The following is a 21999-nucleotide window of genomic DNA, read 5'->3' as shown; positions in this document are numbered from 1 at the left end:
CACCGTGGAAGTCTATACCACTGAAAACGAACAAGTCGACGCACTGCGTCGGTTCTTTGCCGAGAACGGCAAAGCGCTGGCGGTGGGCGTGGTGCTCGGAATTGGTGCCCTGGTTGGCTGGCGTTACTGGCAGAGCCATGAAAACTCCAACATGATGGCGGCATCGCAATCCTATCAGGAAGCCAGCGATCGTCTGGCGGCCGGCAAGCCGGATGACGTGGCTGCCGCGGAGAAATTTGTCCAGGCTAACGGCAACAGCTACGGCGTATTGGCCGCGCTGCAGTTGGCCAAGCACTTTGTCGAACAGAATGATTTCGCCAAGGCGGAACAGCAATTGGCGCTGGCGCAGGGCCAGACCAAAGACGACAACCTGTTGGCGATGATCGACCTGCGTCTGGCGCGCGTCCAGCTGCAGGAGAAAAAGCTGGATGAAGCGCTGAAAACGCTGGATGGCGTGAAAGGCGAAGGCTGGGCGGCGATGATGCAGGATGTGCGCGGCGATGTGTTGCTGGCCAAGGGTGACGCCAAGGGCGCGCGCGAAGCTTACAGCAAAGGCATTGAGTCCAACGCTTCTCAGGCGCTGCAGGTTCTGCTGCGCATGAAATTGAATAACTTGTCCAGCTAAGGGGAATTCCCATGCAATTGCGTAAAACACTCTTGGTCGGACTGGTTTCCGCTGCCTTGCTGAGTGGTTGCTCGCTGTTTAACAGCGAAGAAGACGTGGTTACCATGTCGCCGTTGCCGAAAGTTGAAAATCAGTTTACGCCGAGCAAGGCGTGGAGCACCTCGGTAGGCGACGGCATCGGTGAGTATTACTCCCACCTGCGTCCGGCCTATCAGGACAGCACCATTTACGCCGCCGATCGCTTCGGCATCGTGAAAGCGATGGACGCCGACAGCGGCAACGAGAAGTGGAAGGTCAATCTCTCCGAGAAGACCGGTTTCTTCTCCAGCAACCTGTCTGCGCTGCTGTCGGGCGGCCTGACGGTCGCGGGTGACAAGGTTTACGTCGGCAGCGAAAAAGCGGTGGTTTACGCATTGAACACCGCCGACGGCGCCATCGCCTGGCAGACCAAAGTGGCCGGCGAAGCGATCTCCCGTCCGGTTGTCAGCGACGGCATGGTGTTGGTGCACACCTCCAACGGCATGCTGCAGGCGCTGAACGAAGCCGACGGCGCGGTGAAGTGGACGGTTAACCTGGACATGCCTTCGCTGTCGCTGCGCGGTGAATCTGCGCCGGCTGTCGCCTTTGGCGCCGCCATCGTCGGCGGTGACAACGGCCGCGTCAGCGCCGTGCTGATGCAGCAGGGCCAACTGATCTGGCAACAGCGTATTTCTCAGCCGAGCGGCGCGACCGAAATCGATCGCCTGAACGACGTGGATACGACGCCGGTGATCGTTGACGGCGTAGTCTACGCACTGGGTTACAACGGCAACCTGACGGCGCTGGATCTGCGTTCCGGCCAGATCATCTGGAAACGCGAGCTGGGTTCGGTGAACGATTTCATCGTCGACGCGGGCCGCATCTACCTGATCGACCAGAACGATCGCGTGGTGGCACTCAGCACCGAAGGCGGCGTGACCGTGTGGACGCAGAGCGATCTGCTGCACCGCAACCTGACGCCGCCGGTGATGTATAATGGTTATCTGGTGACCGGTGACGCCGAAGGCTATCTGCACTGGATCAACACCACCGATGGCCGTTTTGTCGCCCAGCAGGAAGTGGACAGCTCCGGCTTCCTGTCTGCGCCGATGGTGGCCGGCGACAAGCTGATCATCCAGGCTCGCGGCGGGAAAGTTTACGCTTTCACCCGCTAACGCCGCTCGTCGCAAGGCTTGAAAACGGCTCCTGAATGTTCAGGGGCCGTTTCGTATTTTATAAGCTGCACCGCTGGTGTCTATCCACAGTGCAGTAACACATTGATTATTAAGTAATGAGGCTTCAACAATGATACCTGTCGTCGCGCTGGTCGGGCGCCCGAATGTGGGTAAATCCACCTTGTTCAACCGTTTAACCCATACGCGCGATGCGCTGGTGGCGGATTTCCCGGGGCTGACGCGTGACCGCAAGTATGGTCGTGCTGAAATCGAAGGCAATGAATTCATCATCGTCGATACCGGCGGTATCGACGGCACCGAAGACGGCGTCGAAACGCGCATGGCCGGTCAGTCGCTGCTGGCGATCGAAGAAGCGGACATCGTGCTGTTCATGGTCGACGCCCGCGCCGGCCTGATGCCGGCGGATCAGGGCATCGCCCAGCACCTGCGCAGCCGTCAGAAGGCAACCTTCCTGGTGGCCAACAAGACCGACGGCCTGGATCCGGACACCGCTACCGCCGATTTCTACTCGCTCGGCCTGGGTGAAGTGTTCGCTATCGCCGCTTCCCACGGCCGTGGCGTGACCCAGCTGATCGAACACGTGCTGGTGCCGTTCGTGCCGGAAAAACCGGAAGACGTCGAACTGACCGAGGAAGAGGCCAACGCCGCTTACTGGGCCGAGCAAAACGGCGAAACGCTGGAAGGCGAAGAAGACGAAGAGCCGGAAGAAGAGTTCAACCCGCAGGATCTGCCGATCAAACTGGCGATCGTCGGTCGTCCTAACGTTGGTAAGTCTACGCTCACTAACCGCATCCTCGGCGAGGAGCGTGTGGTGGTGTACGACATGCCGGGCACCACCCGCGACAGCATCTACATTCCGATGGTGCGCGACGAACGCGAATACGTGCTGATCGACACCGCCGGGGTGCGCAAACGCGGCAAGGTGACCGAAACCGTCGAGAAGTTCTCGGTGATCAAAACCCTGCAGGCGATTGAAGACGCCAACGTCGTGCTGCTGGTGATCGACGCGCGTGAAGGCATCTCCGATCAGGATCTCTCGCTGCTCGGCTTTATCCTCAATAGTGGGCGCTCACTGGTGATTGCGGTCAACAAGTGGGACGGCATGAGCGAAGAAGATCGCGAGCACGTGAAAGAGATGCTCGACCTGCGTCTGGGCTTCGTCGACTTCGCGCGCGTGCACTTCATTTCCGCGCTGCACGGCAGCGGCGTCGGCAACCTGTTCGAATCGGTACAGGAAGCCTACGAGTGCGCAACCCGCCGCGTAAACACCTCGATGCTGACCAAAATCATGCAGATGGCGGTTGACGATCACCAGCCGCCGTTGGTGCGCGGCCGCCGCGTGAAGCTGAAATATGCTCACGCCGGCGGTTACAACCCGCCGATCGTGGTGATCCACGGCAACCAGGTCAGCGATCTCGCTGATTCGTACAAGCGCTACCTGATGAACTACTTCCGCCGCTCGCTGAACGTAATGGGGACGCCGATCCGCATCCAGTTCAAAGAGGGTGACAACCCGTTCGCCGGCAAACGCAACCTGCTGACGCCGACCCAGATGCGTAAGCGCAAGCGCCTGATGAGCCACCTGAAAAAGAGCAAGTAATCGCTCATGAGGGGCGCGGCAGTGATGCCGCGCCCTTTTTTATTGGCCCGAAATCGTTTTATTATCTGAAGATTACCTCGCCTGCCTGAAGGAACACCATGTCCTGGGAAACCTGGAGTTTTGCATTTAACGTCACCGTGCCGAATCTGCTGATGATGCTGCTGGGGATCCTGCTGCGCCATTGGCGCCTGATGGATGACCGCTTCGTCGACGGCGCGACTCGGCTGGTGTTCAATCTGGCGCTGCCGTGCCTGCTGTTTTTCAGCATCGCCACCAACCACCCGCAGCTGCTCGGCAACCTGCCGTTGGTGCTGTTCGGTGCGGTCGGCACGCTGGCGACCTTCCTGCTCTTGGAGCTGGCCGCCAAGTGGCTGGTGAAAGAACCGCGTGAGCGCGGGGTGTTCGTGCAGGGCGGTTTCCGCGCCAATACCGCCATCGTCGGCCTGGCCTACGCCATGACCGCCTACGGCAGCGAAGGCATTGCGCTCGCCTCGCTGTACCTGACGGTGACGGTGATCCTGTTCAACGTGCTGTCGGTCATCACCCTCACGCGCAGCCTGCAGGGCGGGCAGGGCAAGAAAATCAGCCACCTGTCGCTGCTGCGTAGCATCGTTACCAACCCGCTGATCATTGGCCTGGTGTGCGGGCTGCTGTATGCGCAAACCGGGCTGGGCATCCCGACCGTGATCCGCCAGACCGGCAGCTATATTTCCGCGCTGTCGCTGCCGCTGGCGCTGCTGTGCACCGGCGCCAGCCTGGATTTTCGCGCCATGTTCCGCTCGTCCAACGTGGCGGCGCTGTCGTCGGCGGCCAAGCTGTTTCTGGTGCCGTGCCTGATGACGCTGGCCGGCTGGCTGTGCGGGTTTCAGGGGGCGGCGCTGGGCATTATCTTCCTGTTTTCCGCCACGCCGACTGCTTCGGGCAGCTATGTAATGACGCGCGCCATGGGCGGCAACGCCACGCTGGCGGCCAACATTATCGCCATCACCACCGTCGGTTCGTTCTTCACCACCGCGTTGGGGATCTATTTCTTGCGCTCATGGGGCGCGATTTAACCTGGAGTCGTTATGGAAGCGCACTGTCCGCAATGCCGTCAGACCATGAAGTGGGTAGCGGGTCACTACCATTGTGAAACCTGCCAGCGCGATTATCTGCAGCTGGCGAGCTGCCCGGAGTGCGGGCAGCCGCTGCAAGAATTGAAAGCCTGCGGGGCGGTGGATTACCTGTGCCAGAACGGGCACGGGCTGATCTCCAAGAAACGGGTGAATTTCAGCTATCAGCCGCTGTAAGCCCTCATTCATCCACCTGTCCGGTTTTCCACAGATCCACCAGCGCCTGCGGCGCGCTGCTTTCCGGGATTAACAGCACGATCTCAGTGCTCAGGGTGGGGCTGGTGTAGTTGATTTGCACGCGGTAGTAGCGCTGGTCGCCGCAGCCGGGGGAGGTGGGCTGGCCTTCTTCCTGCGCATAGGGCAGCGTCTGGTTCAGCAACTGATTCAGGCGCTGCCGCTGCTCCGGCGTGATATCGGCCAGCGCGATGCGGCGCTGGCCCGCCAGTTTGGGAATGTAGGCGAAGCCTCCCTCGCGCGCCAGCTCAATGACCGTATCCTGATTGAGCGTCGGCAGCGGTTTCATTATTCCACCCCCACCTGATGCCAGGCTTGCTGCACCTTGTCCGCTACGCTCTGGTCGAAACGCGCTAGCGCATGTTTCACCGTGGTGCGGGCGAAGGTGGCGAAGTCGGCGTTTTGCGGCAGCGCTTTGTCGCACACCGTGTCATACCAGACATAGCCGGCTTTCTCCCAGGCGAAGCCGCCCAGCGCCGTCGCCGCCAGGTAGAAGGCGCGGTTGGGGATGCCGGAGTTGAGGTGCACGCCGCCGTTGTCTTCCTTGGTTTGGATATAATCCTTCATGCTGGCGGGCTGGGGGTCTTTGCCCAGCAGCGGATCGTCGTAGGCGGTGCCGGGTGCCGACATCGAGCGCAGCCCTTTGCCTTTGATGCCCTTGGCGAGCAGCCCGGCACCGATCAGCCAGTCGGCTTTATCGGCGGTTTGCTGCAGGTGGAACTGCTTGACCAACGAGCCGAACACGTCGGACAACGACTCGTTGAGCGCCCCCGACTGCTGGTAGTAGATCAGCCCGGCTTCGCTCTCGGTCACGCCGTGCGCCAGCTCGTGGCCGACCACGTCGATGGCGATGGTGAAACGGTTGAAAATCTCGCCGTCGCCGTCGCCGAACACCATCTGCTGGCCGTTCCAGAAGGCGTTCTGGTACTCCTTGCCGTAGTGTACGCTGCCGACCAGCGGCAGCCCCTGGTTATCCAGTGAATTGCGGCGGTAGGCCTGCCAGAAGAAATCGTAGGTGACGCCGAGATAGTCGTAGGCCTCGTCCACCGTCACGTCGTGGTTGCTGGGCTGGCCTTCTTTGCGTACCTGTTTGCCGGGCAACTGGGTGCCGTTCTGGGCGTCGTAGATATCGCGGAGCGCTTCGCCGGATCGGGCGTTTTTCTCGGTCGGCGAACGCAGCGGCTTGTTGCCGAGCAGGCTTTGCACGTGGTTCAGCGTGTGCAGCGCGCAGTCGCGCTGCGGGGCATTGCCGTGTTCAATGATGCGGCGCAGCATGTAGGGAGGAATGACGGAACGCATGCGCTGGGCTGGCATAGTGGCTCTCCTTAGGCAAAAATTTTACCTCATCGAATGAATGCACTGTGCCTAAGTGTAGCCTACTCGTCATAAAGCCTGTGGTCATGCGTGCTCACCGCCGGCGCGGTCTTGTGCGGGCTGATGCGCCGCACCGAGGCGCGCACCGCCAGCCGGCCGTGCAGCAGCAGGTTGCACGGCGGCGCGTCGGCGCGCAGCATGCGCCGCTGCAGCAGTTGGATCGCCTCGTAGCCCAGCTCGTCGCGCGGCACCTGCACCGAGGTCAGCGGCACATCGTGGATTTCCGCCAGGTTGAAGCCGTCGGTACTCATCACCGAGACGTCGCCCGGCACGCTCAGCCCCCGCTTGTTGAGCGCCTTGACCGCCCCGACCGCCATGTAGTCGCCGCCGGCCAGGATCGCCGTCGGCAGCGGGGAGTGGCCGTGGAGGCCGTCGAGATAGGTGGTCAGCGCCTGCTCGGCCTCTTCGCCGCCGAAGCCCGAGGTGGTGACCAGATGGCGGCCGTCGTCGAACGGCAAATGATGCCGGGCGTAGGCCTGCCGGATGCCCGCCAGCCGCAGCTCCATGGTGTGGCGGCGCAGACACTGCAAATTGAGGATATGGCTGTGCCCCTGCTGGAACAGGTAGCTGGCGGAGTAATCACCGATCAGCTGATGATCCGGTGAGACGCTGTCCAGCCGCATCTGCCGATCGCTGCAGTTGATCAGCACGCAGGGCTTGTGCAGATCGGCGGCCAGGGTGTGGATATGCTCGTCGTCGATGCCGATGATCAGCGCCGCTTCGGTGTGCGGGTCGCTCATCTTTTCCAGAAACAGCGCGCCGTCGCTGTGTTGCTCTTCCAGCCCGCAGTAGCGGATGCGCACCTCGTGCTCCATCAGCGCGGCGGCGATACCCTGAATGACCTTGTAGTAGAAGATGTCGGTGCGCACGTCGAACGCGCGCTGCGGCGCGAACACCATCACGTTGTTCAGCATCAGCCGGCCGCTGGAAATCCCCTGCAGAATGCCGTTTTGCTGCGCACAGTCCAGCACCTTGCGGCGCGCCTCGGCGCTGGTGTTGGCCTTGCCCGCCAGCACGCGGGAAACGGTGCTGATCGACAACCCGGTTTGGCGAGCGATCTCCTGAATTCTCAGCTTTCCGTTCATTCTGTGATCTCCTTCAAATTCGTCCATGAGAATATTTTCACCGCGGATTTTCAGCGTCTTGACCGGCTTTTATGCCCATTATGACTATTTTTTCACCCGCCTGTGAAAATCTTTGCAAAAAACCCCGTTTCGCTGCGCGCTCTCGCTGGGTAGTCTGCATTGGTACACCAATTTTAGCGACCTGTCAGTCCAATTTTAACGGTGTGCCAAAAAGAAAACAAAAAATAAATCATGGAGTTGTGATTGTCTGTCGGCCAATGCTACCGCGCCGACCCGTTTTCACCGCCCCGTGTTTGATAGCACAACGTACCCTACCAAAACGCGCGTCGCCGTCGCCGGCGGCCGCGGGGAGAGAACCGATGAGTGTGGAGATCAATCAGGCGGTCGCGCAGAGCGGCCGGCGCAAGTTCAAATCGCTGCGCTGGTGGATGCTGGCGCTGTTCTTGCTGGGCGTCACGGTCAACTACATCACCCGTAACTCGCTGGGCATTCTGGCGCCGGAGCTGAAAACCAGCCTGAACATGAGCACCGAGCAATATGCCTGGGTGGTGGCGTCGTTCCAGCTGGCCTACACGGTGTTTCAGCCGATCTGCGGCTGGCTGATCGATGTTATCGGCCTGAAGATGGGCTTTCTGATCTGCGCCGGCATTTGGGCGGTGGTATGTATGCTGCACGCCGGCGCCGGCAGCTGGCTGCAACTGGCCATTCTGCGCTTCTTCATGGGGGGCGCGGAGGCGGCGGCCACCCCGGCCAACGCCAAGGCGATCTCCGACTGGTTCCCGAAGAAGGAGCGGCCGATCGCCGCCGGCTGGGCGGGCGTCGGTTTCTCCATCGGCGCCATGCTGGCGCCGCCGATCATCGTCATTGCTCACGTCTCCTTCGGCTGGCAGGGCGCCTTCCTGTTCTCCGGCGGGCTGGCGCTGATCTGGGTGGTGCTGTGGTGGCTGTTCTACCACTCGCCGCAGCAGCACCCGAACCTCAGCCAGCAAGAGTTGGATCTGATCCGCGAAGACAACGAGCCGGTGCTGCCGAAGCTGCCGTTCCTCACCTCGCTGGCCAGCCTGTGCAAGAACAAGAAGTTCTACGGCATCGCCATCCCGGCTTTTCTCGCCGAGCCGGCCTGGGCGGTCTTCAGCTTCTGGGTGCCGCTGTATCTGGCCACCGAACGCGGCATGGATCTGAAACAGATCGCGATGTTTGCCTGGCTGCCGTTCCTGGCGGCGGATATCGGCAGCGTCGCCAGCGGCTATCTCACCACCCTGTACCGCAAATGGTTCGGCTGCAGCCGCGTCAACTCGGTGGTCGCCAGCTCGGTGACCGGCGCTTTCCTGATGGTGTCGCTGGCGTTCGTGGCGATCACTCAAGATCCCTATGTGGCGATCGCGCTGATCTCGATCGGCGGCTTCGGCCACCAGGTGATCTCCTGCATGCTTAGCGCCTTGGTGGTGGAATCGTTCGATAAAAACCAGATGGCGACGGTCAACGGCATGCGCGGTTCCAGCGCCTGGATCGCCAGCTTCCTGTTCACGCTGCTGATCGGCGCGGTATCCGACACCATTGGCTTCAACCCGCTGTTTATCGCCATGGGCTTCTTCGATCTGATCGGCGCTGTGTTCCTGATTGCCCTGATCGCCGAGCGCGGCGGTAAGAAAACACCTTCACACAGCTAAGTGAGATATTTATGAAAACCTTGAAAAACTGGGCGCTGGCGGCGCAGCATGCGGACCACGTCGAGCTGCTGGTCGATGAACGCCACCGTTTCTGCCTGTACGTGCTGGAAAACGATCTGTTCCGCGTGCTGATCAAACGTGAGGGCGAGCTGGCGCTGGATCGCACCTGGAGCATCGCGCCGCAAGAGGATGTGCCCTGGGAGGGGCGCGATCGGCTCAGCGTCGCCGGTTTCAGCCTGCCGGGCTATCAGCTGCGCCAGGAGGGCGATCGGCTGGTGGTCAGCACGCCGCGGCTGCGCGTGACGGTGCATCAGCCGCTGTGGTTGGCGTGGGAGTATTGCAATACCGCCGGCGAGTGGCGGCCCTTGGCGGCGGATCGGCCGACCAGCGCCTACCTGCTCAATGCGCACGGCGACGGTGTGGCGCACTACCAGCGGCGTTTCGCCGATGAGCGCTATTACGGCCTGGGGGAAAAAGCCGGCGATCTGGAGCGCACCGGCCGCCGCTTTGAGATGCGTAACCTGGACGCGATGGGCTACAACGCCGCCAGCACCGATCCGCTGTACAAGCACATTCCGTTTACCATCACCCGCGGGCCGGAGGCGAGCTTCGGCCTGTTTTACGATAACCTGAGCAGCTGCTGGCTGGATCTGGGCAACGAGATCGACAACTACCATACGGCCTATCGCCGCTATCAGGCCGAAGCGGGCGATCTGGATTACTACCTGTTCCTCGGGCCGAAGGTAGTGGACGTCACCAAGGCCTTCGTGCGCCTGACCGGCCGCACCCACTTCGGGCCGAAGTGGAGCCTGGGCTACAGCGGCTCGACCATGCACTACACCGACGCGCCGGATGCCCAGCAGCAGCTGCAGCAGTTCATCGCGCTGTGTCGCCAACACGCCATTCCCTGCGACTCCTTCCAGCTGTCGTCGGGCTACACCTCAATCAACAACAAGCGCTACGTGTTCAACTGGAATTACGACAAGGTGCCGCAGCCCAAGCAATTGAGCCAGGCGTTTCACGACGCCGGTCTCAGGCTGGCGGCCAACATCAAGCCGTGCCTGCTGCAGGATCATCCGCAGTATCAGGCGGTGGCGGTGCAGGGGCTGTTTATCCGCGATTCGCAAAGCGACGCGCCCGAGCGCTCCAGTTTCTGGGATGACGAGGGATCGCACCTCGACTTCACCAACCCGGCGACGGTGCGCTGGTGGCAGCAGGGCGTCACGCAGCAGCTGCTGGAGATGGGCATCGATTCGACTTGGAACGACAACAACGAGTACGAAGTGTGGGACGGCGAAGCGCGCTGCCACGGCTTTGGGCGGCCGATCGCCATCAAACACATCCGCCCGGTGATGCCGCTGCTGATGATGCGCGCTTCGATGGAGGCCCAGCAGCGTTTCGCGCCGCAGAAGCGGCCGTACCTAATCTCGCGCTCCGGCTGCGCCGGCATGCAGCGCTACGTGCAGACCTGGAGCGGCGACAACCGCACCAGCTGGCAGACGCTGCGCTACAACATCCGCATGGGGCTGGGCATGAGCCTGTCCGGGCTGTATAACCTCGGCCACGACGTCGGCGGCTTCTCCGGCGACAAGCCGGACGCGGAGCTGCTGGTGCGCTGGGTGCAAAACGGCGTGATGCATCCGCGTTTCACCATTCACTCCTGGAACGACGACGCCACGGTCAACGAGCCCTGGATGTACCCGGCCGCCACCCCGGCGGTGCGCGAGGCGATCAACTTGCGTTACCGGCTGCTGCCGTATTTCTACACCCTGTTCTGGCAGGCCTGCGCGGACGACGAGCCGATGCTGCGCCCGACCTTCCTCGATCATGAACAGGATGCGCGCACCTTCGACGAGAACGACGATTTTCTGATCGGCCGCGATCTGCTGGTGGCCAGCGTAGTGGAACCGGGGCAGCGCCGGCGTTCGGTGTATCTGCCGGACAACGGCGAAGGCTGGTACTGCTTCTACAGCGGCCAGTGGTTCGGCGGCGGCCAAACGGTAACGCTGGCGGCGCCGCTGGAGCGTCTGCCGCTGCTGGTGCGCGCCGGGGCGGCGCTGCCGCTGTCGCAGCGGTTGGCGCATGTGGACGTGGCCGCCGATGATCGGCGCGAGCTGCGGCTGTTTCCGCTCAAGGGCTGCGGCGCAAGTAGCGGGCTGCTGTTTGAGGACGACGGTGAAAGCGAAGGCTGGCGGCAGGGCGATGCGCTGTGGCTGCGCTGGGAAATGCGCTGCGACCCTCAGCGCATCATGCTGGATATCACGACGGAAGGGCGTTTCCGCCCGGCCTGGCGCACGCTGACGCTCAGCCTGCCGGAAGGCGAGACGCGCGCGCTGTGGGTGAACGGCGAACCGGGCGAGCGTTTTACGCTGGAGTAGGGGCTACTCGGCCGCGCGTTTCTTGCGCGGCTTCTTGGCGACGGTGATGGTTTTCACCTCGCTTTCCACCCAGCCATCCTGCAGGCGGGTTTTCAGCAGTTCGCCGACCTGCGCCTGTTTGGTGGTTTTCAGCAGCTCGCCGCGCGGGGTTTGCGTCACGCTGTAGCCGCGCGCCAGCGTCGCCAGCGGGCTGACGGTTTCCAGTTGGCTGCAGGCCACGCCGAAGCGCTGGCGGTAGGCGTTGAGCTGCCGCTCCATCGCCTGCTGCAGGCGGTATTCCTGCTGCTGCACGCGCTGTTGGTAGCGGTGAATGCGGCCCTGCGGCTGCACCTGCGCCAGCCGCTGCTGGGCGCGTTCGCTGCGGCGGGCGGCCAGGCGCAGCTGTTGCTGCATGCCGTCTTCCATACGGCGCTGCAGCTTGAACAGCAGCGTCTGCTGGCGCGCCAGGCGCAGATGCGGATGCTGCTGCTGTAAACGGTGGTGAATGCGGGTGAACTGCTGCTGGCGCTGCGCCAGGTAGTAATCCATCGCCATCTCCAGCCGCTGCTGCTGCGACTGCAGCTGGCGCAACAGCTCAAGCTGATTGCGGCTGACCAGTTCGGCGGCGGCGGATGGGGTCGGCGCGCGCAGATCGGCGACGAAATCGGCGATGGTGACGTCGGTTTCATGGCCGACGGCGCTGACGATCGGAATGCGGCTGGCGAAGATTGCCCGCGCCACGCGTTCGTCGTTGAAGCTCCACAGATCTTCCAGCGAACCGCCGCCGCGGCCGACGATCAGCACGTCGCATTCGTCGCGGCGGTTGGCAGTCTCGATGGCGCGCACGATCTGCATCGGCGCTTCCGCGCCCTGCACCGAGGTGGGGTAGATGACGATCGGCAGCGACGGATCGCGGCGCTGCAAGACCTGCAGAATATCGTGCAGCGCCGCGCCGCTGGCGGAGGTGATCACCCCGACGCGTTTGGCCGGGGCGGGCAGCGGCTGCTTGAACTGCTGATCGAACAGCCCTTCGGCGCTCAGGCGCTGTTTCAGCTGCTCGAACTGTTGCTGCAGCAGGCCGTCGCCGGCGGGCTGCATGCTCTCGGCGATCAGCTGGTAGTCGCCGCGCGGTTCATACAGCGTGATGCTGGCGCGCACCAAAACCTGCTGGCCGTTTTGCGGCCGGAAGGTGACGCGGCGGTTGCTGTTGCGGAACATCGCGCAGCGCACCTGAGCGCGGTCGTCTTTCAGCGTGAAATACCAGTGGCCGGAGGCGGGCTGGGAGAGGTTGGAGATCTCGGCGGAGAGCCAAATCTGCCCCATTTCCATTTCCAGCAGTTGGCGAACCGTCTGATTGAGGCGGCTTACGGTAAAAATGGAAGGCGAAACAGGTAGCGACATGTGACCCAGATCAAATTTCAAAACAATCACTTAATTGGTCGATACTACATGGCTGAAAAAGGTAATCAAGACTTTTTGCAAGAAAGTGCTGGAGGCAACCGATTCCGCTCTGTATAATGCCGCGGCAATATTTTATCTTTTTCACAGCCCACCCTGGTGAGATATTGCCCATGCTACGTATCGCTAAAGAAGCTCTGACGTTTGATGACGTCCTCCTGGTTCCAGCCCACTCCACGGTTCTGCCTAACACCGCAGAGCTCGGCACTCAACTGACCAAAACCATCCGCCTGAACATCCCTATGCTGTCCGCAGCCATGGATACCGTTACCGAATCCGGCCTGGCCATCGCGCTGGCGCAGGAAGGCGGCCTGGGCTTCATCCACAAAAACATGTCCATCGAGCGCCAGGCTGAAGAAGTCAGCCGCGTGAAGAAGCATGAAAGCGGCGTAGTTACCGACCCGCAGACCGTTACCCCATCCACCACGCTGCAGGAAGTGAAAGAGCTGACCGCCCGCAACGGCTTCGCCGGTTATCCGGTCGTGACCGAAGACAACGAGCTGGTCGGCATCATCACCGGCCGCGACGTGCGCTTCGTGACCGATCTGACCCAGCCGGTCACCGCAGTCATGACGCCAAAAGATCGCCTGGTCACCGTGAAAGAAGGTGAAGCGCGCGACGTGGTGCTGCAGAAGATGCACGAAAAGCGCGTAGAAAAAGCGCTGGTGGTGGACGACAGCTTCCACCTGTTGGGCATGATCACCGTTAAAGACTTCCAGAAAGCGGAACGTAAGCCGAACGCCTGTAAAGACGAGCACGGCCGTCTGCGCGTAGGCGCGGCGGTCGGCGCCGGCGCCGGCAACGAAGAGCGCGTTGACGCGCTGGTGGCGGCAGGCGTTGACGTCCTGCTGATCGACTCCTCGCACGGCCACTCCGAAGGCGTGCTGCAGCGCATCCGCGAAACCCGCGCCAAATACCCGGATCTGCAGATCGTCGGCGGCAACGTCGCGACCGCAGCGGGCGCCAAAGCGCTGGCTGAAGCCGGCGTGAGCGCGGTGAAAGTGGGTATCGGCCCTGGCTCCATCTGCACCACCCGCATCGTGACCGGCGTGGGCGTACCGCAGATCACCGCCATCGCCGACGCGGTGGAAGCGCTGGAAGGCACCGGCATTCCGGTTATCGCCGACGGCGGCATCCGCTTCTCCGGCGACATCGCCAAAGCGATCGCCGCAGGCGCATCCTGCGTGATGGTCGGCTCCATGCTGGCGGGCACCGAAGAATCCCCGGGCGAAATCGAGCTGTATCAGGGCCGTTCGTTCAAGTCTTACCGCGGCATGGGCTCGCTGGGCGCGATGTCCAAAGGCTCTTCCGACCGTTACTTCCAGACCGATAACGCCGCCGACAAACTGGTGCCGGAAGGTATCGAAGGCCGCGTCGCCTATAAAGGCATGCTGAAAGCCATCGTCCACCAGCAGATGGGCGGCCTGCGCTCCTGCATGGGCCTGACCGGCTGCGCCACCATCGACGATCTGCGCACCAAGGCGGAGTTCGTGCGCATTAGCGGCGCCGGCATTCAGGAAAGCCACGTGCACGACGTGACCATCACCAAAGAGTCGCCGAACTACCGCATGGGCTAATGCCTTAACCTCTCCTGAGTGAGAGGCCGGGGTGGGGCGCCAAGCCCCATCCCGAAACACACATTTTCGCTCTTTTTCTCTTGTTGCTGGAATTCGCCTCACATGACACAAAATATCCATAAGCATCGCATCCTGATACTGGACTTCGGTTCGCAATACACCCAACTGGTCGCCCGCCGCGTGCGCGAAATCGGCGTTTACTGCGAACTGTGGGCCTGGGACGTTAGCGAAGAGCAGATCCGCGAATTCAACCCAAGCGGCATCATCCTCTCCGGCGGCCCGGAAAGCACCACCGAAGCCGGTAGCCCGCGCGCCCCTGACTACGTGTTCAACGCCGGCGTGCCGGTGCTGGGCGTGTGCTACGGCATGCAGACCATGGCGATGCAGCTGGGTGGCCATGTGCAGGGCTCCAACGAACGCGAGTTCGGCTACGCGCAGGTGGAAATCGTCAAAGAGAGCGCGCTGCTGCGTGATATCGAAGACGCCATCAGCCCGGCCGGCAAACCGCTGCTGGACGTGTGGATGAGCCACGGCGACAAAGTGACCGCGATCCCGTCCGACTTCGTGACCGTCGCCAGCACCGACACCTGCCCGTTCGCCATTATGGCCAACGAAGAAAAACGCTTCTACGGCGTGCAGTTCCACCCGGAAGTGACCCACACCCGCCAGGGCCAGCGCATGCTGGAGCGCTTCGTGCTGGACATCTGCCAGTGTGAAGCCCTGTGGACCCCGGCCACCATCATCGAAGATGCGGTCGAGCGCATCCGCGAGCAGGTGGGTGAAGACCACGTGATCCTCGGCCTGTCCGGCGGCGTAGACTCCTCCGTGACCGCGATGCTGCTGCACCGCGCCATTGGCAAACGCCTGACCTGCGTATTCGTCGATAACGGCCTGCTGCGCCTGAACGAAGCCAACCAGGTGATGGAAATGTTCGGCGACCACTTCGGCCTGAACATCGTGCACGTCGAGGCGGAAAACCGCTTCCTGACCGCACTGGCGGGCGTGGACGAGCCGGAAGCCAAGCGCAAGATCATCGGCCGCGTGTTCGTTGAAGTGTTCGACGAAGAAGCCTGCAAGCAAGAGCAGGTGAAATGGCTGGCGCAGGGCACCATCTACCCGGACGTGATCGAATCCGCCGCTTCCGCCACCGGCAAAGCGCACGTGATCAAGTCGCACCACAATGTGGGCGGCCTGCCGAAAGAGATGAAGCTGGGCCTGGTCGAGCCGCTGAAAGAGCTGTTCAAAGACGAAGTGCGCAAGATCGGCCTGGAGCTGGGCCTGCCGTACGACATGCTGTTCCGTCACCCGTTCCCGGGCCCGGGTCTGGGCGTGCGCGTGCTGGGCGAAGTGAAGAAAGAGTACTGCGATCTGCTGCGCCGCGCCGACGCCATCTTCATCGAAGAGCTGCACAAAGCCGACCTGTACAACAAAGTCAGCCAGGCGTTCACCGTGTTCCTGCCGGTGCGTTCGGTCGGCGTGATGGGCGACGGCCGCAAATACGACTGGGTGGTCTCCCTGCGTGCGGTAGAAACCATCGACTTCATGACCGCGCACTGGGCGCACCTGCCGTATGACTTCCTCGGCCGCGTCTCCAACCGCATCATCAACGAAGTGGACGGCATCTCCCGCGTGGTGTACGACATCAGCGGCAAGCCGCCGGCGACGATTGAGTGGGAATGATGAACAGCTAATTACTGACTATCAGTGATTATTTAAAAACCCCCGCTGCGGCTTAGCTGTTCGGGGGTTTTCTCTTTTAGGATCTTGGTTGTGCTGTGAGCAGCTGTGCTTGCTCTGGTTCGCTACCCACTGAGCTCGTTATTCCGAACTGCGCCATACAAAGTTGCTGCTACTTTGTGTTATTGGTCAGCTATTGATTTGTCATGTATTGGCATATCTACGCTACTGGCGTAAGAACGCTAGATAGCAACGAGTCGGTAATAAGGGTGAACAACTGGAAGAGCCAGTTGTTCACGAGACGGACTATTCAATATAGCCTGGTAAGATTATTTGACTAGATTTTGCGTGATGGCGGCATCCTTTTTTAACCAAGAGGCTATGTTTGCTCCCACGCGCATCATGGGTTTTTCCACAAGATTATAGGTAGCAAACCCAATAATGATGACAATAATGAACGATGTGGCGTATCCAAAGCCGATCGGAATTCCCATTTTCTTTGCTATAAATGTCACGGGTATTGCCACTATGGGGTGCATTAAGTAAATTGAGTATGATATTTCACCCAGTTTCCCCAGGGCATTAGTCAATACGTTATTATAGCTTGGGTTTAATTTGTAAAGTGAGAAAACAAATGCTACGCATAAAGTGGAGATGACAATTCTATTGATACCTGAAACCAGGTTTATTTTATCTCCGGAAACAGGATAAAAAATGAATGCCAAAGTTGATAATAAGCAAATTGATAAAAGAGAACTGTTGCGCATTGTTAACTTCGGTGCATATTTACCAATTGCAGCACCGCACATAAAGAGGAATAGTTGATTAAAGGGGTTTATGTAGTTAGCCCACTGTTCGGAAAGAGGTGAGGAAGGGTCGAGAACGCTAAAAGAGAAGTAAAATCCAGAAATGATACTTAACGTCATTACTGCCGGGAAGGTATATCTATACGATGAGGATAAAAAATAAGTAAGGCAGAGTATGAAATAAAAAACAAGCTCATTGCCGATTGACCAGGCGCCAGTAGATAAATAAGCCGTTGGTTCAATAAATCCAAATAATAGTGTGTAATTTAAAAATGCCTTGTAATAGGGAAAATCATATACTAGGCCATTGACCGTTGCCAAAATCCAGCTAAAAATTATCATCCCGGTTACGGCTATCCAAAATAAAGGGAATATCCTAAAGATACGTTTTATGGCGAATGCTGCAACTTGACGTGTGGATGTTATTTTTCCTTCATAGATATACGCTAGGCTAACACCACTAAGAATATAAAAAATAGAAACTGCATATATACCCAGCTTCCCTAAAACGAACTGACTGCCGATAACGTCAACTGACGAACCGGTCGACATTGACCATGAAGTATAATGATAGATTACAACGGATAAGGCCATTAATCCACGGAGATAATCAAGTGATTCAACGCGGTTATTTTTCATTGAAATTCTCTTGTCTGTGCGTGCTAAAATTGCTTAAAAATATCGTTATGATAACGTCTGACCGAGTTGCCTCGGTCAGCTAAGTTACAAACCATCTTCAAATTTCAGAGTTCTAACGCCATTGTTATGCAGTTCATTAGACAGCTTTTCTGATAAAATATATTCGTTGCCTCCAGACTGTTCTAGCTGCCTGCGCATATTTGTGCGGGAGAAGTCGTAAGTGAAAGTGTTTGGTGCACCGAATGTAAAGAAGAAGCTACGCTTTGGCTTTCCAGATTTCAAACTGCAATAAAAGTCACGTACTTTACGGCCAATTTTTGACTTGCCATTCATATCGCCAAGCATCCTGCCTATCTTCAGCAATCCTTTCTCAATAACATCATATTCTTTACCTGCGTGCGTAATTCTTACATCAAAAATTACAACATCTCCGGGCTTAGTGGCTAACGAGATCGCCTCTCCTTCCGTTAGGTTGTTTTTAAGATGAGAACCTATCCTTACCGACATGCCATTTCCATCAGAGGAGTGATCATTCATGTAGATCCCCATTTTGTACACTCGGCAATCGGGCGTGAAATATGGCTCGGAAAAATATGCACCTTTGGCGTCGTCTTTATGCCAACCGAATCCCATGTTGTGATGAATATCTGCATGGGATGTAAAAACAAATTCGTCCTGGCCAAATACAGAACGGTAGGCTTCTAATACCTTTGGATGACTAATTACCCATGAGAAATCAGGCTCTTCAACAGCAATGTTTGGCTGAGTCAGTCCGTAACGGTAAGTTACACCCTTTTTTTGAAAAAAGGTGTGTATGGAAGAGTTCATCCGAGCCATTTCTTCTGGGGTGAAAAGGTTACGAATGACGACAAAGCCATCACGCTCAATTGATTCCTTAGCTGTGCACATAATTAACCTTGCAAGTATTTTTCAGTTGCTTAGATTTTGTCATACTATTTTTACATAAAAATACAGTTTGTAAAGTCTGTGAGTTTGTAAGTGCAAAAATTAATCATGAGTCTCTTTTTTTGGAATAAAAATCCATTTTTAATTAAAAAACGTTTCTTTATTTTGAAAAAAATAGATTAATGGTTGTTTTTTTTGTTTTAATCGAAAAGGTTCTAAACATTCTCATTGCTTAATAGTTCATTAGTGTGGGTAATTCTATGTTTTGTATTGTTTTTCAAGTTTAGGCTCCAGCCAAGTTATGGACGATGAAGAACATGTTTATGGTTCATATGAAAGCCGACAGCTCATAGGAAACGCCAAGAGGAGTGAGGATGAAAACAGAGCAATTGCTACGGTAATAACGCGGAAACCTTAGATATATCTTTTCCATGTTTCAGAATCCTACGAACAAGATGGTGGTGAGAGAAGACCGTTGTCTTGTTGAGATTGCCGCCATTTTCAATGAAAGATAAATCTGATGAGTCCGCGCACTCCAGGGGAAAAATTATGAGGGGGATCGTTTCCACCATACATACAATCTTGTTACATCGACGGGATATAAGGTGTTTGAATCATAGCGCCTGAACAAGCAGACGGATGCACAGTTTCTCGCAGAGAGCTTCTCCGCATGATCCTTGGCACCATCATGTTGTCAGCACCACACTTAGCCGGCCCCCCACTGCGTCAGCAGCGCATGCAGCCTGGCCGGCTCCAGCGGTTTGCGCAGCACCAGATAGCCTTCCTGTTCGGCCTCTTGCAATATCTGCGAGTTGAACTCGCCGCTGACCATCGCGCCGCTCACGTCCGGCAGGCGTTCGAACAGCGCTTTCAGGATGTCGAAACCGCTCTCGCCGGAACGCAGGCGCTGGTCGCACAGCACGGCGAATGGCGTAAAACCGTCGTCGACGATGGCGAAGGCTTCCTCGGCGGAGGCCGCGCAGCGCACGGTGATGCCCCAGGTGCTCATCAGGCTCTCCCAGGCAGAGGTCACCAAAGGATCGTCGTCCACCACCAGGCAGGCGCCGCGCAGCGGTGCATAGCGGGTAGGCGTGGCGGTGTTGTCGTAGACGGCCGCGGTTTCCGGCGCTTTGTCTTCGCCGACGTATTGCGTGAAGCGCATCCAGAAGCGCGAGCCTTTGCCTTCGACGGAGTGCATGCCGTACTTCACCTTCATCAGCTTGGCGCAGCGCGCCACCACCGCCAGCCCCAGCCCGTGGCCGGCGCTGTCGATTTTCCACGCCAGCTCGGGGCGGTAGTAAGGGGAGAAGATTTTGCTTTTCTCTTCGTCGGCGATGCCCACGCCGGTGTCCCACACCTCTACCAGGCACTCGGCGCCGCGCGGGCGGATGGCGATCAGCACGCCGCCCCGTTGCGTGTAGCGCAAGGCGTTTTGGATCAGGTTGATCAACGATTGCCGCACCAGCAGCGGATCGCCCATCACGCTGATGCGCCGTTTAGGCCGCCAGGTGCGCAGCGCCAGGGCACGGCTGTTGGCCTCTTCGCGGAACAGGGTGATCACCGAGTCGAGCAGGGCGCCGATATCCACATGGGTGGCGGCGGTGCGCACGTTGCCGGACTCGATCTTGCTGAGATCGAGCAATGAATTGAACATCAAATGCACCGAACGCACGCTCTGCTGCAGATCCAGCAGCTGCGGCGTCAGGCTGTCGTCGCGGTTTTTGTGGATGATGGCTTCGATCAGAAAGCCCATGGCGTGCACTGGTTGGCGCAGATCGTGGCTGGCGGTGGTCAGGAACTGGTTCTTGTCCAGCAGCGCCTGTTCCGCCTCCTCTTTAGCCTGGCGGAACTGCTCCGCCAGGCGCGAGCTTTGTTCTTCGAGCAACGCCTGCTGGATAAAGAACGCATGCGAGGTTAACGCGTGGCGGTAAATGGCGAAGCCGTACAGCAAGTTCAGCATCAGCACGATGAACATCACGTCTTCCAGCCGCCAGATGATGCCAAGGTTCAGCAGCCCCCAGGAGGCGAAGAAAAAGCGGGTAAAGGTGCTGATAACCGGCGTCAGATGCGTTGCGTTGGCAGCAACGATCGCGGCGATGCTGATATTGAGCAGCAGAAAAAAGTCAAAGTTATGGGTCTGCGGGGTAATTAAATAGAGTGATGAGATCCCCAACCCGTGAATAAAGGCCACCTTATTAATGAGCGGCAGCCAGCGGCGCAGCACGGTGTCTTCATCATTTTCCTTGGCCTCACGCAGGTAGCGACGATGTTCTATTCGGATCGCCACGGCACATAGCAGGTAAACGATGATCCAGGTAATGGTTGGGCCGAGTTTGTCGCCCAGCAAATAAATCCAGATGGCGAACGGGATGCCGACGAAAGGCACGGCGGTGAAACTGAACACCAACCGCATGAAGGTGTTGTCCAGCAGGCGGATCTGTGCGCGTGGGGAGATGCCATCATTTTGTAAATTCTGGAAAAACCTCATGGCGACGGATCCCGTTTGCCGTGCAGCAGCGTGATGGCTTCCACCCGGCTGTTGACGCCGATCTTTTTCAAGATATTGCTGATATGCTCTTTCACGGTCGGCTCGGAAATAGACAGTTGCGTTGCGATTCTTTTATTTGGCAGACCGCGCAACATCATAGTTAATACGTCGATTTGCCTTGGCGTTAAATTGAACTTATTTAAATGGTCATGGTTGTTTTTAATGGCGGATTCATTTCCTTCCGGGAACCACTCCTGATTATTATTTAGCGCAAAAACCGCCCTGGCGAATAATTCAGGTGGCTCGTTTTTTAATACGAAACCGTGCCCGCCGGCATTGTGCACTTTCTGCCAGATATCGTTATTCTCGTCGCCGCTGACCACCAAAATCCGCACCTGCGGATAACGTTGTTTTACTTCTTTGAGTAATTTCAACGCCGTACCGGAAGAGAGCCAAAAATCAATCACCAGTAAACGCGGCGGGCCATTTTCCCTAATATGGCGGTAGCAATTCTCTTCATTGGTCACCACATGCGCCTGTTTGAATCGGCAATGCGTGCTGAGAAAATTGGCGATGCCGCTTGCTACCAATGGATGGTCATCAACGACCAACGCATAATCCTGCCCCAAAGGATTCTCCTTTCGCTTTCACAGTTCAGATAGGTCTGATGAATTATTATCAACCCTCCCTACTTTAGGAGGGTTTTTTCGTTTAGGAAAGGGAAATATATTATTCGAGGATTTGGATAAGAGAAAACATAAAGCCAATCGATAATTTTAACTGATTGGTTATAAAGGATAATTTATGAAGAAACCACTTATCGCTTTAACCGTTACGATGATGATAGCCGGTTGTTCCACCCTGAAAACCGATCAGGCCATTCCATTACTGCAGGCGGAAACCGCCAAAATGCTGGGCCTGGGCTCATCGGACGAAATTACCGTGACCAATGTCAATGGCGCACAGCCAGATGCGCTGGGCGGCCAAAAACTTTCTTATCGCGCCACCACGGAAAAAGGCCGTATTTTCGATTGTTCATCGCTGATGATGCCGGGAATTTTAGGTTCGTCGCCGTCGCTGAGCGCGCCGACCTGTACGCCGGTGGTCACGCATAAATAATTCGCTTTGGGGGGCGGCATTGCCGCTTCCTGGTTTTCCATCGTCGGAGCGTCAGCGC

The 21999-nt window shown here is 58.1% G+C and carries 18 protein-coding genes; 10 read left to right on the top strand and 8 right to left on the bottom strand.

Translation table 11 applies throughout. The features are described from left to right. Window positions 1-4: 4 nt before the first annotated feature. The 5 genes from QDT79_RS22785 (at window position 5) to QDT79_RS22765 (ending at window position 4728) form a co-directional block, all read left to right on the top strand. Complete coding sequence (locus QDT79_RS22785; protein ID WP_033635592.1) at window positions 5-625, top strand: YfgM family protein; 621 nt, start codon at window positions 5-7, stop codon at window positions 623-625. Between the two features lie 11 nt (window positions 626-636). After that, window positions 637-1818, top strand: coding sequence for an outer membrane protein assembly factor BamB (bamB, locus tag QDT79_RS22780; protein ID WP_033635590.1), 1182 nt, complete (start codon window positions 637-639; stop codon window positions 1816-1818). 130 nt (window positions 1819-1948) lie between these two features. Then, window positions 1949-3439, top strand: a complete 1491-nt coding sequence (der, locus tag QDT79_RS22775; protein WP_019452357.1) for a ribosome biogenesis GTPase Der — start codon at window positions 1949-1951, stop codon at window positions 3437-3439. Between the two features lie 98 nt (window positions 3440-3537). Further along, window positions 3538-4494, top strand: coding sequence for an AEC family transporter (locus QDT79_RS22770; RefSeq protein ID WP_047730075.1), 957 nt, complete (start codon window positions 3538-3540; stop codon window positions 4492-4494). Between the two features lie 12 nt (window positions 4495-4506). Beyond that, entirely contained in the window at window positions 4507-4728 is a 222-nt protein-coding gene (locus tag QDT79_RS22765) for a zinc ribbon domain-containing protein (RefSeq protein WP_063990533.1), read from the top strand. Window positions 4729-4732: 4 nt separating this feature from the next. Here QDT79_RS22765 and QDT79_RS22760 read toward each other — a convergent pair whose 3' ends face one another. The 3 genes from QDT79_RS22760 to QDT79_RS22750 form a co-directional block, all read right to left on the bottom strand. Then, window positions 4733-5074 carry a protealysin inhibitor emfourin gene (locus QDT79_RS22760; RefSeq protein ID WP_033635587.1) on the bottom strand — a complete coding sequence of 114 codons (342 nt, stop codon included), beginning with the start codon at window positions 5072-5074 and terminating at the stop codon, window positions 4733-4735. Beyond that, window positions 5074-6099 carry a M4 family metallopeptidase gene (locus tag QDT79_RS22755; protein WP_063990532.1) on the bottom strand — a complete coding sequence of 342 codons (1026 nt, stop codon included), beginning with the start codon at window positions 6097-6099 and terminating at the stop codon, window positions 5074-5076. Before QDT79_RS22755 ends, QDT79_RS22760 begins: the two co-directional genes overlap by 1 nt. Window positions 6100-6161: 62 nt before the next feature. Then, window positions 6162-7244 (bottom strand): LacI family DNA-binding transcriptional regulator, encoded by a 1083-nt coding sequence (locus tag QDT79_RS22750; protein ID WP_308317105.1) that lies wholly within the window; start codon window positions 7242-7244, stop codon window positions 6162-6164. A 359-nt stretch (window positions 7245-7603) separates the two neighbouring features. On the opposite strand from QDT79_RS22750, the gene QDT79_RS22745 reads away from it, so the two are divergent. Together QDT79_RS22745 and QDT79_RS22740 are read left to right on the top strand one after the other, a co-directional pair. Next, window positions 7604-8914 (top strand): MFS transporter, encoded by a 1311-nt coding sequence (locus QDT79_RS22745; RefSeq protein ID WP_063990531.1) that lies wholly within the window; start codon window positions 7604-7606, stop codon window positions 8912-8914. 11 nt (window positions 8915-8925) lie between these two features. After that, complete coding sequence (locus QDT79_RS22740; RefSeq protein ID WP_308317104.1) at window positions 8926-11292, top strand: glycoside hydrolase family 31 protein; 2367 nt, start codon at window positions 8926-8928, stop codon at window positions 11290-11292. A 3-nt stretch (window positions 11293-11295) separates the two neighbouring features. Here QDT79_RS22740 and xseA read toward each other — a convergent pair whose 3' ends face one another. Next, window positions 11296-12672 (bottom strand): exodeoxyribonuclease VII large subunit, encoded by a 1377-nt coding sequence (gene xseA, locus QDT79_RS22735; protein ID WP_055312720.1) that lies wholly within the window; start codon window positions 12670-12672, stop codon window positions 11296-11298. 170 nt (window positions 12673-12842) lie between these two features. Here xseA and guaB point away from each other — a divergent pair, with 170 nt between their 5' ends. Then, window positions 12843-14306 carry an IMP dehydrogenase gene (gene guaB / locus QDT79_RS22730; RefSeq protein ID WP_033635581.1) on the top strand — a complete coding sequence of 488 codons (1464 nt, stop codon included), beginning with the start codon at window positions 12843-12845 and terminating at the stop codon, window positions 14304-14306. Window positions 14307-14408: 102 nt separating this feature from the next. Next, entirely contained in the window at window positions 14409-15986 is a 1578-nt protein-coding gene (gene guaA / locus QDT79_RS22725) for a glutamine-hydrolyzing GMP synthase (protein WP_063990529.1), read from the top strand. A 326-nt stretch (window positions 15987-16312) separates the two neighbouring features. On the opposite strand, the gene QDT79_RS22720 is transcribed toward guaA, so the two are convergent. The 4 genes from QDT79_RS22720 to QDT79_RS22705 form a co-directional block, all read right to left on the bottom strand. Beyond that, a complete protein-coding gene (locus QDT79_RS22720; protein ID WP_308317103.1) occupies window positions 16313-17428 on the bottom strand; it encodes an acyltransferase family protein in 1116 nt (371 codons plus the stop codon). A gap of 84 nt (window positions 17429-17512) precedes the next feature. Then, on the bottom strand, window positions 17513-18337 hold the full coding sequence (locus tag QDT79_RS22715; RefSeq protein WP_308317102.1) for a phytanoyl-CoA dioxygenase family protein: 825 nt from the start codon (window positions 18335-18337) through the stop codon (window positions 17513-17515). A 703-nt stretch (window positions 18338-19040) separates the two neighbouring features. Continuing rightward, on the bottom strand, window positions 19041-20822 hold the full coding sequence (locus QDT79_RS22710) for a hybrid sensor histidine kinase/response regulator (RefSeq protein WP_308317101.1): 1782 nt from the start codon (window positions 20820-20822) through the stop codon (window positions 19041-19043). Further along, on the bottom strand, window positions 20819-21451 hold the full coding sequence (locus tag QDT79_RS22705; RefSeq protein WP_063990526.1) for a response regulator transcription factor: 633 nt from the start codon (window positions 21449-21451) through the stop codon (window positions 20819-20821). The genes QDT79_RS22710 and QDT79_RS22705 overlap by 4 nt, the downstream gene beginning before the upstream one ends. A 175-nt stretch (window positions 21452-21626) precedes the next feature. On the opposite strand from QDT79_RS22705, the gene QDT79_RS22700 reads away from it, so the two are divergent. After that, complete coding sequence (locus QDT79_RS22700; RefSeq protein WP_025303891.1) at window positions 21627-21941, top strand: putative periplasmic lipoprotein; 315 nt, start codon at window positions 21627-21629, stop codon at window positions 21939-21941. The last annotated feature ends 58 nt before the right edge of the window (window positions 21942-21999 follow it).

Source organism: Serratia marcescens (assembly GCF_029846115.1).
In the GTDB taxonomy this organism is placed as follows: Bacteria; Pseudomonadota; Gammaproteobacteria; order Enterobacterales; family Enterobacteriaceae; genus Serratia; species Serratia marcescens_L.
Note: the sequence above shows the minus strand (reverse complement) of the source record. Positions and strands in the feature narration are given on the sequence as shown.